Annotated in this window: 13 protein-coding genes and 1 riboswitch; of the genes, 9 read left to right on the top strand and 4 right to left on the bottom strand. The window is 40.2% G+C overall.

Annotation, left to right across the window (positions count from 1 at the left end; all coding sequences use genetic code 11):
- Positions 1-4 precede the first annotated feature (4 nt).
- Together HT671_RS04105 and HT671_RS04100 are read left to right on the top strand one after the other, a co-directional pair.
- Complete coding sequence (locus tag HT671_RS04105; RefSeq protein ID WP_166735303.1) at positions 5-688, top strand: DUF1129 domain-containing protein; 684 nt, start codon at positions 5-7, stop codon at positions 686-688.
- Positions 689-1,001: 313 nt separating this feature from the next.
- Entirely contained in the window at positions 1,002-2,033 is a 1,032-nt protein-coding gene (locus HT671_RS04100) for a S66 peptidase family protein (protein ID WP_023939701.1), read from the top strand.
- Positions 2,034-2,084: 51 nt separating this feature from the next.
- Here the strand turns inward: HT671_RS04100 and HT671_RS04095 are convergent, their stop codons facing one another.
- Genes HT671_RS04095 through ruvA form a run of 3 tightly spaced genes read right to left on the bottom strand, consistent with a single transcriptional unit; the run spans position 2,085 to position 3,922 of the window.
- Complete coding sequence (locus tag HT671_RS04095) at positions 2,085-2,759, bottom strand: type II CAAX endopeptidase family protein (protein ID WP_023939702.1); 675 nt, start codon at positions 2,757-2,759, stop codon at positions 2,085-2,087.
- Positions 2,756-3,319, bottom strand: a complete 564-nt coding sequence (locus tag HT671_RS04090; RefSeq protein ID WP_050111754.1) for a DNA-3-methyladenine glycosylase I — start codon at positions 3,317-3,319, stop codon at positions 2,756-2,758. The genes HT671_RS04095 and HT671_RS04090 overlap by 4 nt, the downstream gene beginning before the upstream one ends.
- Positions 3,320-3,328: 9 nt before the next feature.
- On the bottom strand, positions 3,329-3,922 hold the full coding sequence (gene ruvA, locus HT671_RS04085; protein ID WP_000271487.1) for a Holliday junction branch migration protein RuvA: 594 nt from the start codon (positions 3,920-3,922) through the stop codon (positions 3,329-3,331).
- A 156-nt stretch (positions 3,923-4,078) separates the two neighbouring features.
- A riboswitch (FMN riboswitch) is annotated at positions 4,079-4,193 on the top strand.
- A gap of 132 nt (positions 4,194-4,325) precedes the next feature.
- Here ruvA and ribD point away from each other — a divergent pair.
- Genes ribD through ribE (HT671_RS04065) form a run of 4 tightly spaced genes read left to right on the top strand, consistent with a single transcriptional unit; the run spans position 4,326 to position 7,739 of the window.
- Positions 4,326-5,426, top strand: coding sequence for a bifunctional diaminohydroxyphosphoribosylaminopyrimidine deaminase/5-amino-6-(5-phosphoribosylamino)uracil reductase RibD (ribD, locus tag HT671_RS04080; protein WP_001284104.1), 1,101 nt, complete (start codon positions 4,326-4,328; stop codon positions 5,424-5,426).
- Entirely contained in the window at positions 5,411-6,046 is a 636-nt protein-coding gene (gene ribE / locus HT671_RS04075) for a riboflavin synthase (RefSeq protein ID WP_000493842.1), read from the top strand. The genes ribD and ribE (HT671_RS04075) overlap by 16 nt, the downstream gene beginning before the upstream one ends.
- Positions 6,047-6,065: 19 nt before the next feature.
- The gene (locus HT671_RS04070) at positions 6,066-7,271 is read left to right on the top strand and encodes a bifunctional 3,4-dihydroxy-2-butanone-4-phosphate synthase/GTP cyclohydrolase II (protein ID WP_172923053.1); all 1,206 of its coding nucleotides are present in this window, start codon (positions 6,066-6,068) and stop codon (positions 7,269-7,271) included.
- Complete coding sequence (gene ribE, locus HT671_RS04065; RefSeq protein ID WP_001099497.1) at positions 7,272-7,739, top strand: 6,7-dimethyl-8-ribityllumazine synthase; 468 nt, start codon at positions 7,272-7,274, stop codon at positions 7,737-7,739.
- Between the two features lie 324 nt (positions 7,740-8,063).
- Here the strand turns inward: ribE (HT671_RS04065) and mutL are convergent, their stop codons facing one another.
- Entirely contained in the window at positions 8,064-10,013 is a 1,950-nt protein-coding gene (gene mutL / locus HT671_RS04060; protein ID WP_050207609.1) for a DNA mismatch repair endonuclease MutL, read from the bottom strand.
- Positions 10,014-10,217: 204 nt separating this feature from the next.
- Between mutL and HT671_RS04055 the strand changes: the two genes are divergently transcribed.
- From HT671_RS04055 to HT671_RS04045, 3 genes are all read left to right on the top strand, one after another.
- Positions 10,218-10,658, top strand: a complete 441-nt coding sequence (locus HT671_RS04055; protein WP_119947919.1) for a LytTR family DNA-binding domain-containing protein — start codon at positions 10,218-10,220, stop codon at positions 10,656-10,658.
- Positions 10,655-11,113 carry a DUF3021 domain-containing protein gene (locus HT671_RS04050; protein ID WP_138703089.1) on the top strand — a complete coding sequence of 153 codons (459 nt, stop codon included), beginning with the start codon at positions 10,655-10,657 and terminating at the stop codon, positions 11,111-11,113. The genes HT671_RS04055 and HT671_RS04050 overlap by 4 nt, the downstream gene beginning before the upstream one ends.
- Positions 11,114-11,481: 368 nt before the next feature.
- Complete coding sequence (locus tag HT671_RS04045; RefSeq protein ID WP_000075792.1) at positions 11,482-12,744, top strand: NRAMP family divalent metal transporter; 1,263 nt, start codon at positions 11,482-11,484, stop codon at positions 12,742-12,744.
- Positions 12,745-12,806 lie beyond the last annotated feature (62 nt).

Below are 12,806 nucleotides of genomic sequence, written 5' to 3'. Positions count from 1 at the left end.
TCCTATGTCTCAGATTGATCTACAAAAATTAACTAAGAAAAACCAAGAGTTTGTCCACATTGCTACCCAACAATTCATCAAAGATGGGAAAACAGACGCTGAAATCCAGACTATTTTTGAGGAAGTCATTCCCCAAATCCTTGAGGAGCAATCTAAAGGTACAACTGCCCGTTCCCTATACGGCGCACCAACTCATTGGGCTCATAGCTTCACTGTCAAAGAGCAGTACGAAAAAGAGCATCCAAAAGAAAATGATGATCCAAAACTGATGATTATGGACTCAGCTCTTTTCATCACTAGCCTCTTTGCCCTTGTCAGCGCCCTCACAACCTTCTTTACGGCAGATCAAGCTTTCGGCTATGGATTGATTACTCTTCTATTAGTTGGACTGGTTGGTGGATTTGCCTTCTACTTGATGTACTACTTTGTTTACCAATACTATGGACCAGATATGGATCGCAGTCAACGTCCACCTTTCTGGAAATCTGTACTAGTTATCCTAGCTTCTATGTTCCTTTGGTTGCTTGTCTTCTTTGCAACAAGCTTCCTACCAGCTAGCCTTAACCCAGTACTGGATCCATTGCCACTAGCTATTATTGGAGCAGCCCTCCTAGCCCTTCGCTTCTATCTCAAGAAATGCTTGAATATCCGTAGTGCAAGTGCAGGACCAACACGCTATCAAGAATAAGAAAACGATAAAAGCAACTGCAGGTGCGGTTGCTTTTTCACTTACTTTTTTGATTTTAAAGTATTCTTCTGACATCCACATAGCTCTATCTAATCTTTTGTGATAAAATAGGCTCATACTCAATGAAAATCAAAGAGCAAACTAGGAAGCTAGCTGCAGGTTGCTCAAAGCACAGCTTTGAGGTTGCAAATAAAACTGACGTGGTTTGAAGAGATTTTCGAAGAGTATTAAAAGTATTCTTCTGAAATCCCACATAGCTTTCTCTTATATTTTGTGATAAAATAGGCTCAATCTATTTCTAGGAGGATCAGATATGATTTCTACTATTGGTATTGTTAGTTTATCTAGTGGCATTATCGGAGAGGACTTTGTCAAACACGAAGTAGACTTGGGTATCCAACGTCTCAAGGATCTGGGACTCAATCCTATCTTTTTGCCCCATTCGTTAAAAGGATTAGACTTTATCAAGGACCATCCTGAAGCGCGTGCAGAGGATTTGATTCATGCCTTTTCTGATGATAGCATCGATATGATCCTATGTGCCATCGGTGGAGACGATACATATCGCTTACTACCTTATCTTTTTGAAAATGACCAACTCCAAAAGGTTATCAAACAAAAAATTTTTCTTGGCTTCTCGGATACAACCATGAACCACCTCATGTTGCATAAATTAGGAATCAAGACTTTTTATGGTCAATCCTTTTTAGCAGACATTTGTGAATTAGACAAAGAAATGCTAGCCTATAGCCTTCACTACTTTAAAGAATTGATTGAGACGGGAAGAATTTCAGAAATCCGCCCTAGTGACGTTTGGTATGAGGAACGAACTGATTTTAGTCCCACGGCCCTGGGAACACCTCGTGTCAGTCATACAAATACAGGTTTTGACTTGTTGCAAGGAAGTGCCCAGTTCGAGGGGAAAATCCTCGGTGGTTGCCTCGAATCCCTCTACGATATCTTTGACAACTCTCGATACGCAGATAGCACGGAGCTCTGCCAAAAATACAAACTTTTCCCTGACTTGTCAGACTGGGAAGGGAAAATCCTCTTGCTCGAAACAAGCGAAGAACAGCCTAAGACAGAAGACTTCAAAAAGATGTTGCTAACTTTAAAGGACACTGGCATATTCGCGGTCATCAATGGACTCTTGGTCGGAAAACCTATGGATGAAACTTTCCATGATGACTATAAAGAGGCACTATTGGATATCATTGACAGCAATATCCCGATTGTCTATAATCTGAATGTCGGCCACGCAACTCCAAGAGCAATTGTACCCTTTGGGGTCCATGCTCATGTAGATGCACAGGAACAAGTCATTCGCTTTGACTATAACAAATAAAGCTGGGAAAAGTTTCTCAGCTTTTTCTCAGTATCATTACTGGTATTTTCATCACATACTACTGATAGCTAAAATGATCAAGGAGAGGCTGTTGCTTAACATGTGAATAAGTAGAGGATAGTAGATATTCTCCTTTTCTTTCACATAAGTAATAGAAAGGGCAAGGCCAGCACCTAGATAACCGACTGCACCGACCCACTCGGATAGATCCAAGCTGTGCATATGAGTTAAGGCAAAAGCAAGGCCGGCTATAAAGATACTCAGCCAAGTTGGCAGACTTTTTCTCAAATATCTCAATAGAGTTTGACGGAAAATTAATTCTTCTACCAGAGATCCAATAACACAAGCAAAAACAGCTATCAGTATTGGTTGCTCTTGAAAAGTGCTTTGAATATTCGACTGGTTTAGACCTTGTCCGACTAGCCCAAAAAACTGCTTCAACATCTCTGATACAAATTCAAAGACAACAGTCATCAGAAAGAGAAAAAGCCATCCTGTTAAGACGCCAAAGAAGAATTTCCTTTTAGTCTTTCTAATCTCATTCCATTGTTTGATCAATCTATCCTTAAATAAAAAAGAACCATATAGAGCTAAAACTACATAAACTAGATAATTTGCAATGGCAGATGGCATTAAAGAAGCCAGCAATTTAACGCCATCAAACACAAAGAGGACTGTATAGAGAATCGCAAAAATCAGAATTCCCTTATTTTTGTTAGACATCATTTAAGACCTTTCCACTCACAATCATTCTCGTGGTCATCAACTAGCCCTGAAGCCTGCATAAAGGACAAAACAGCGACTGGGCCTGTGAACTTGAAGCCTCGTTTTTTGAGATCTTTGGCTAATTTCTCAGATAAGGGTGTTTTAGCTGGGGCTTGGCGATAATCAGGAACATCGTTAACGACAGTTTTCCCCTCAACAAAAGACCAAAGATAGGCATCAAAAGAGCCGTACTCTGCCTGTAACTGTAGAAAGGCTTGGGCGTTAGCGCGTGTAGCAAAAATCTTGGCTCTATTTCGAATGATAGCTGGATTCTCCAGCATGGCTTCCAATTCAGTGTCAGTCATCTCTGCGACTGAGTGAATTTGATAGCTATGAAAGGCTTCTCGGAAAGCTTGGCGTTTGTTGAGTACCGTTTCCCAAGACAGGCCTGCCTGATAGGTTTCCATACACAACAACTCAAACAATGCTTGGTCATCATGGAGGGGCTGACCCCACTCCTCATCATGATAGGCGATGTAGAGCGGGTTGGTCATCTTGACCCACGAACAACGTTTTGTCATTCTCTGCTCCTATTTGACCAACATTTTAAGGGCCGACTTGATATAGTTCTCAGCTGTATCTGTCGTTCCTTCAAAGAATTTCTTGATTTTCTTGAGCTCTGTTGCCTTGTAACCCAGAGCCAACATGGCTTCCATAGCTTCTTCTAATTCTTGGTTTTCAGCACTTGCTTGCACTGCGACCTTGGCAGGAAGGTCATCTCCTGCAACTACTACCTTGCCTTCCAAGTCCAGCACCATCTGCTGGGCTGTTTTCTTGCCAATTTTAGGGAACTTGGTCAAGTAGGTGATGTTCTTGGTTTCAATGGCTTGAACCAAGCCAGCATTGTCATCGGCAGCGATAATGGCGAGAGCTGATACAGGGCCAATCCCAGAAACCGAAATCAGACTAAGAAAGAGCTTTTTCTCATCCTCTGAGCGAAATCCATAAAGCAAATGGGCGTCCTCACGCACAACCTGATGCACATAAATCTGAGCCTCCTGATTAACCTGACCTGAATAGGCATAAGGATTGGCCACATGCAGGATATAACCAATACCATTGGTTTCAAGAACAATGTATTTGGCAGTAATTTTGGTAATGATTCCTTTTAAATATGCGTACATAGTGTTCCTTCTCTCTTATTTCGTTTATCTAGTATATCATATTTTCTTTATCCGAGGAGCGAGAATCGATTATCACAAATACAGTATATCAAAAACAATCGGTATTTATCTGTTGACATATTCAAAATTAAGTACTATAATCATCTGTAATTGAATAACTATCTTCAGGGCAGGGTGCAATTCCCTACCGGTGGTATAGCCCACGAGCCGAAAGGCATGATTTGGTGAAATTCCAAAGCCGACAGTATAGTCTGGATGAAAGAAGATAAAAGTATATTTGTGCTTTTTGCGTGCTCTGAAATGATTACTTGTCATTTCAGAGCATTTTTGTTAATCGCATAAGTTTTCTTTTGTATGCCTTGAGTAGTTCCCTATTCAAGGTATATTTTTTGGAGGTAGTGAGATGAGCGATTCAAAATATATGAAATTAGCAATAAAACTGGCACAAAAAGGGGCTGGTTACGTCAACCCCAATCCTATGGTCGGCGCAGTTATTGTAAAAGATAATCACATCATCGGACAAGGTTATCATGAGTTTTTTGGTGGCCCACATGCTGAGAGAAATGCTCTTAAAAACTGTAGAAAATCCCCTGTCGGAGCGACGCTTTATGTAACACTTGAACCCTGTTGTCACTTCGGGAAAACACCTCCCTGTATAGATGCTATAATCGATAGTGGTATTACAAGAGTAGTCATTGGAAGCCTAGACTGTAATCCTATTGTATCTGGAAAAGGAGTAAAGATACTTGAGGAAAATAATCTTCAAGTTACTGTTGGAATTTTAGAAAATGAGTGTCTTAACTTAATAAAAAGTTTTAGAAAGTATATTACCCAGCATGTACCCTATGTTTTTATGAAATATGCAATGTCAATGGATGGAAAAATAGCCACTAAAACAAATCAATCCAAATGGATTACTGAAGAAGAAGCAAGAAAGCATGTGCATCAGTTACGACACCATGTTAGTGCAATTATGGTGGGAGTCAATACTGTTATTCAAGACGATCCTTTGCTGACATGTAGATTGGAGGAAGGGAAAAATCCTATCCGTATCATATGCGATACACATTTACGAACTCCTCTTACCTCTAAAATCGTAAAAACAGCAAATGATATTAAAACTTACATTGCCACTTCCTCTGAAGACAAAAATAAAATGAAGCTATATCAAAATCATGGCTGTGAAATACTTTCCATAAAGAAAAAAGGCAATCATATAGACTTATCGAGTTTAATGCAACATCTAGGAAACATGCAGATTGATAGCCTAGTTCTAGAAGGGGGCAGTCTAATGAATTGGAGTGCTTTGGAACAACAAATTGTTGATGAGCTGAAAATATATATTGCACCAAAAATTTTTGGAGGCAGTGCCAAGTTTCCTGTCGGAGGTGAAGGCATTTCTTTGCCAAATGACGCTATTAGATTGAAACCTTATGCTTTTTCTCAAATAGGAAATGACTATCTCATAGAAAGTGAAGTGATTTATCCATGTTCACAGGAATAATTGAAGAAATCGGAAAAGTTGAAAGAATACAGAAAGACTCTCGTAATTGTAAACTATCAATTAAAGCCTCAAAAATATTAACGGATATCCATTTAGGCGATAGTATAGCAGTAAATGGTATCTGTCTTACAGTTACTCATTTCAATCATCAATCCTTTACAGTTGATGTAATGAATGAAACATGGAGTCGAACAGCTCTTACTCTATTAAAACATGGAAGTGAGGTGAATCTAGAAAGAGCCTTATCTGTCAACGGTCGACTTGGGGGTCACGTCGTTACAGGACACATTGATGGTACAGGAAAAATCTCGTCAATAAAAAAAGATGATAATGCTGTATGGTATCAAATCAACACACAAAAAGAAATTTTAGATTTAATAGTTGAAAAAGGATCTATTACAATTGACGGCATTAGTCTGACTGTCGCTAAAGTCTCCAAAGTAAACTTTTCAGTATCTGTTATCCCTCATACCTTGGAACAAACCATTCTTAAGAGTAAACAAGTCGGGAGTACAGTAAATCTTGAAAATGATATCTTAGGTAAATATGTGCAAAAACTGATGGATAATTCTCCAAAATCAGAAATATCTAAGGAACTATTATATCAAAATGGATTTTAGCAGAAAGGATAATCAGTCAATGGAATATCGAAAAATACAAGAAGCATTAGAAGCATTGCAGAAGGGACGACTTGTTCTTGTTATAGACGATAAGGATAGAGAAAATGAAGGAGACTTAATTTGTTCTGCACAAGCAGCTACAACAGAAAATGTTAATTTTATGGCTACTTATGCCAAAGGATTAATTTGTATGCCTATGAGCGAAAGTTTAGCTAATCAATTAATGCTTTCACCTATGGTTGAAAACAATACAGATACTCATAAGACTGCTTTTACAGTTTCAATTGATTATAAAGAAACGACCACAGGTATTTCTGCCGAGGAAAGAGGACTGACCGCACGTATGTGTGTAGCTGAAGATATAACACCCTCTGATTTTCGCAGGCCAGGACACATGTTTCCTTTAATTGCAAAAAAAGGTGGTGTTCTAGAAAGAAATGGACACACAGAAGCAACTGTTGATTTATTAAAATTAGCTGGACTAAAAGAGTGTGGCCTATGTTGTGAAATAATGAATCATGATGGCAAAATGATGAGAACAGATGATTTAATTCAGTTCTCGAAGAAACACAAGATTCCACTAATTACCATCAAAGAATTACAAGAATATAGAAAAGTATATGATCAGCTGGTAGAACGAGTTTCAACTGTCAATATGCCTACTAGATACGGTAATTTCAAAGCAATTAGCTATATAGATAAACTAAATGGGGAACATCATCTTGCTCTTATTATGGGAAACATAGAGGATGAAGCCAATGTATTATGTCGGGTCCACTCCGAATGTTTAACAGGAGATGTTTTAGGCTCTTTACGTTGCGATTGTGGACAGCAATTCGATAAAGCTATGAAAATGATTGTTGAGAATGGTTCGGGTGTCTTACTTTACTTGCGACAGGAGGGACGAGGAATTGGACTTATCAATAAATTAAAAGCCTATCATTTACAAGATCAAGGCATGGATACGCTTGATGCCAATCTTGCATTAGGCTTTGAAGGTGATTTAAGAGAATATCATATTGGAGCACAAATGCTTAAAGACCTAGGACTACAGTCACTACATTTACTGACAAATAATCCTGACAAAGTTGAACAGTTAGAAAAATATGGAATTACCATTTCCAGTAGAATACCAATCGAAATAGAAGCCAATCCTTACGATAGTTTTTATTTAGAAACAAAGAAAAATCGAATGGGTCACATTTTAAATATGGAGGAAAAATAAATGAACACTTATGAAGGTAATTTAGTAGCGAACGATATTAAAATCGGTATTGTTGTAGCGAGATTTAATGAATTTATAACTTCAAAATTATTATCTGGAGCACTGGATAATCTCAAAAGAGAGAATGTAAACGAGAAAGATATCGAGGTAGCCTGGGTTCCAGGAGCTTTTGAAATACCTCTGATTGCATCAAAAATGGCAAAAAGTAAAAAATATGATGCAATTATCTGCTTGGGAGCTGTCATTAGAGGGAATACAAGTCATTATGATTATGTATGTAGCGAGGTATCTAAGGGAATCGCCCAAATCAGTTTAAATAGCGAAATCCCAGTTATGTTTGGTGTGCTAACGACAGATACAATTGAACAAGCCATAGAACGAGCTGGCACTAAAGCAGGAAATAAGGGTTCTGAGTGTGCACAAGGCGCTATTGAAATGGTCAACCTAATTCGTACATTAGACGCATAGAACAGACTCTACTTTTAGACGAATAAAGAAACTTGGCAAAATCGCAATTTAATACTCTGTGAAAATCATAGAGCAAACTAGGAAACCAGTCGCAGAGTGGTAAAACACAACTTCGATGTTACAGACAAAACTAGCAAAATTAGCTCAAAACACTGTTTTGAGATTACTGATAAAACTGACATGGTTTGAAGAGATTTTCGAAAAGAATTAGGAAAAAATGAAGTAAATATTTCTATGATAAAACGCATAAAATCAAGGTTTTTGAACACCTGATTTTATGCGTTTTTCTGATTTTGAACATTTTTCCCAGACTTTTTTATACTTTTAATATTTCCCCAACTCACGGAGACTGGTGTGATTTTCCTGAATACGTCGGAACATCTTTTCCATATCCGACTTGGTAAAATGCACCAAAACAGGACGTCCGTGAGGACAGTTATAGGGATTGTCACATTGAGAAAGCTGATAGAGGAGTTGTCTAGCTGAATGATCATCAATACGATGATTGGCCTTGATAGATCGCTTGCAAGACATCATGATAGCCAGCTCTGCTCGGTATTTCTTGATAGAAACTTCCTTGGTCAAAAGGAGCATGTCGCACATCTCATAGATGCCTGATTCAATCTCTTCTTCTGCCATCCAAATAGGATGTTCACGTAGAATAAATTGATTTTCTCCGTACTCTGCTAGAAAGACGCCCACTTCCTCTAAGAGAGGCATTCTTTCCTTGAGACGCAGGGCATCATCCGCAGGAAATTCAAAGATATAGGGCACTAGGAGTTGCTGCTGGCTCTGGTCAACATTGCCAATACTTTCACGGTACTCCTCGTACTTGACCCGTTCCTGAGCAGCGTGCTGATCTATGATGTAAAGTCCATCTCGCCCTTGGGCAAAGAGATAAGTCCCGTGCATTTGTCCGAAAAACTCCAACTCTGGGAAGCTGGATGCTTCTTCTCGCTCCAGTTTGTCATAAGCCTTATCGATGCTAGCAAGATCTAACTCTGGATGGTCTAGCTGGTCGTAGTTAGCAGGCTTTCTCTCTGCAAAATGCAGTTTTGCTGGCTTGGTCAATCGGTCCAAGGTTTCCTTGGCAAACAGGGTCAAATCCTGCCCTTCATCAGTCAATTCTACCTGATAATCAGCTACTTCAGTTTGACTAGGTCTTGACGGCTCAGTTTTCTCATAGTAGAGCGTATTTTCTTTGAGTGGGAGAATAGTTTGCTCCACCTTCTCACGATTGCGCACGGTCGATTTGGCAAGATTTTCCAAGGCATCTGGAATCAAGGTTTGTTCCTTGAGACTATTTGCAATAGCTTCTGAGACCAACGTCATCAGTTCTTTTTCCTTGGAAATCCGCACCTCTTGCTTGGTTGGATGCACATTGACATCCGCTAGATAAGGGTCGATATGAATGTGAACGACAGCCAGTGGAAAACGCCCCACCATGAGCTTACTGCCATAGCCGTCAAGAATTGCACGATTGAGCAGGAAGTTCTTGATATAACGGCCATTGATGAAGAGGCTGATATAATTGCGGTTAGCCCGAGTCAACTCAGGCAAGGACACAAAACCTGAAATTTCGAAATCTAGGTCAGAGTTCTCAATTTCAATCATCTTCTTGGCACTCGCCAAACCGTAAATTCCTGCGATTGCTTGGCGCAATTGACCAGTCCCTGCTGTCCGCGTCATTTCCTTGCCATCACTAATCAAGCTAAAAGAAATCTCAGGATGGGCCAAGCCCAGACGGTTGACGATATCAATGATATGAGACAACTCTGCTTGCTGGCTCTTCATATACTTGAGACGGGCAGGCGTGTTGAAAAAGAGATCCTCCACACAAACCTTGGTTCCCACAGGACTAGTCGCTGGGATGACTTCCTCAACTTCACCCCCACGCGCGACGAGCTTGGTTCCGTGACTTGCGCCCTCAACTGCTGTCAAAAGAGTTAAAACGCTGACGGACGCAATAGAAGGCAAGGCTTCACCACGAAAACCAAGCGTCCGAATCCGAAAGAGGTCTGCTTGATTTTTTATCTTACTGGTCGCATGACGACGCAGAGCCAGCTCCACCTCATCGTGGGCAATTCCATGACCATTATCTGTGATTTGGATTTTCTTGAGACCAGCTTCCTCAATCTCAATGATAATCTGACTAGAGCCCGCATCAATGGCATTTTCTACCAGCTCCTTAACAACGCTAGCTGGACGCTCGATAACCTCTCCAGCTGCAATCTGGTTTGCCAGCACCTCTGGCAATTCAATAATATGAGACATCTTTCAGCCCCTTTCTGTATCTGTTTTCCTAGAAATTGATAGTGCTATTATACCATATTTCAGATAGGACAGAAAAGCTCCACCACATAGGATCCAAATCCCTCCACATAGACAAAGTCCCTTGCCATAGGCTATAAAATAGTGTTTAATAAAGGTGTACAAGAAGTGATCACAATTTTGTATGAAAAACAAGGAGAGAAATTTATGAAAGTAGAACTACAGATTAGTGAGACTTACAAGGAGGAAAAGCTGATTGTCCAAGCACCTCAGCCAACAGATAAAGTCCAGAAAGTCATCGAGTTTGCAGAAAATCTTGACCAAAAAGAAACAATCAAAGGAAAGATTGATGATCAGGTCTATCTAGTTAAGATTGGTAAGATACAACGCTTCTATATCGAGAATCGGAAGGTTCTAGCAGAAACAGCAAGTCAGACCTACACCATTGACTTACGACTCTATCAGATCCTTGAACTCTTGCCAACCAATTTTATCCAAATTTCCCAATCAGAAATCATCAATATCGACTCCATCTCCCATCTCAAGCTTACGCCCAACGGCCTAGTAGAAATTTTCTTGAAAAACGAAAGCTTCACCTACTCTTCACGCCGTTATCTAAAAACCATCAAGGAGAAATTAGAACTATGAAAAAACAAATCTTCTACGACGCAGCCACCGGTGTTCTTATCGGCCTCATCCTCTCTATCATCTTTTCACTCATTTATGCACCAAATACCTACGCACCACTAAATCCCTACTCTATCATCGGCCAAGTGATGGCTCAACATCAGGTTCACGGTGCCCTGGTCTTGCTCTACTGTACTCTTATCTGGGCAGCCATCGGTATTCTCTTCAACTTTGGCAACCGCTTATTCAGCCGTGACTGGAGCATGCTCCGTGCGACGCTTTCCCATTTCTTCCTTATGCTGGCTGGCTTTGTCCCACTAGCAACTCTAGCAGGTTGGTTCCCTTTCCACTGGTTCTTCTATCTCCAGCTCATTATCGAGTTTGCGATTGTTTACCTCATCATTTGGGCTATTCTTTATAAAAGAGAAGCTAAAAAAGTGGACCATATCAATCAACTCTTGGAGCATAGAAAATAGGAACCTCATAATAAGCAAATCCGAGAAAGAAACTTCTCGGTTTTTCTTTATCCTGCTGCACCTTATACTCAATGAAAATCAAAGAGCAAACTAGGAAGCTAGCCGCAGGTTGCTCAAAACATTGTTTTGAGGTTGCAGATAAGACTGACGAAGTCAGCTCAANNTCAGTAACCATACCTACGGTAAGGCGACGCTGACGTGGTTTGAAGAGATTTTCGAAGAGTATTACTATCATAGCAGTTGTTTTCATATCTTCTTTGTAAATTTTCTATCTTTTTTCAAAATATTCTTGCATTTTCCAAAAATTTTTTGTAGAATATAGATTACATATACAGATTATTCTGAAAATTCAAAAAGGAGTATTTATCATGTCGCAAGCTATTTCCTTAAATCAATCAACCTGGGCAAGCAAGCTAAAAGCAATGGGACCTGGAATCCTAATGGCAACTGCCGCTGTTGGAGGTTCCCACATTGTATCCTCAACTCAAGCTGGCGGTTCTTACGGTTGGTCTCTACTTCTCTTGGTCATCTTAGCCAATGTCTTTAAATATCCATTTTTCCGTTTTGGTGCTGAATACACAGCTGATACTGGAAAGACTTTGGTTGAAGGTTATGCCGAAAAAGGAAAACTCTATCTCTGGATTTTCTTTATCCTCAATGTCTTTTCGGCTATGGTCAACACGGCTGGTGTTGCCATTCTGTGCTCAGCTATCATCGCCAGTGCCTTCCCAATGATTGGACTTAGCATTACTCAGTGGTCCCTCATTCTCGTTGCAATCATTTGGGCTATGCTACTCTTTGGAGGCTACAAACTTTTAGACGGCATGGTCAAATGGATTATGTCTGCCTTAACCATTGCAACTGTTCTTGCAGTTATCATCGCAGCGGTCAAGCATCCAGAATACAGTTCTGATTTTGTCGAGAAGACACCTTGGCAAATGGCAGCTCTGCCCTTCATCGTCTCCCTCCTAGGATGGATGCCGGCTCCTATTGAAATTTCAGCTATCAATTCGCTTTGGTCAGCTGAAAAGAGAAAGACCGTCAACTTTAACACAGAAGATGCTCTGTTTGACTTTAACACTGGTTATATTGGAACAGCTATCCTAGCCGTCTTCTTTGTAGCACTGGGAGCACTGATTCAGTATCCTACAGGGCAGGCGGTTGAAGCTGCTTCAGTCAAATACATCTCTCAATTCGTGGGCATGTATGCCTCTGTTCTTGGCGAATGGTCCCGTTACTTGATTACTTTTATTGCCTTCCTCTGTATCTTTGGAACAGTTATCACTGTTATCGATGGCTATTCTCGCGTTAATCAGGAATCTCTCCGACTGCTAATCAGTCAAAAAGAGGACAATCGTAAATCTTTGAACATCTGGATGACCATCACTGCTATCATCGGTATCGTCATTATCAAGTTCTTCGCTGGTCAGGTTTCAACCATGCTCCGCTTTGCCATGATTGGCTCTTTCCTGACAACACCTTTCTTTGCTCTTTTGAATTACGCCTTGGTAACACGTGAAAACAAAAATCTTCCTTCTTGGCTCAAACACCTTGCCATTGCGGGATTGCTTTTCCTCTTTGGCTTCGCCATCTTCTTTATCTACGCACTCGCAATCGGAAAAGCAGGATAACTGACAAGCGCGAGATGAAGATAATACTCTTCGCAAATCAAATTCAAACCACGTCAACGTCG

The organism is Streptococcus sp. 2741, from assembly GCF_013276315.1.
Lineage (GTDB): Bacteria > Bacillota > Bacilli > Lactobacillales > Streptococcaceae > Streptococcus > Streptococcus pseudopneumoniae.
The sequence above is the reverse complement of the archived record's forward strand: the minus strand, read 5'-3'. Positions and strand labels throughout refer to the sequence as shown.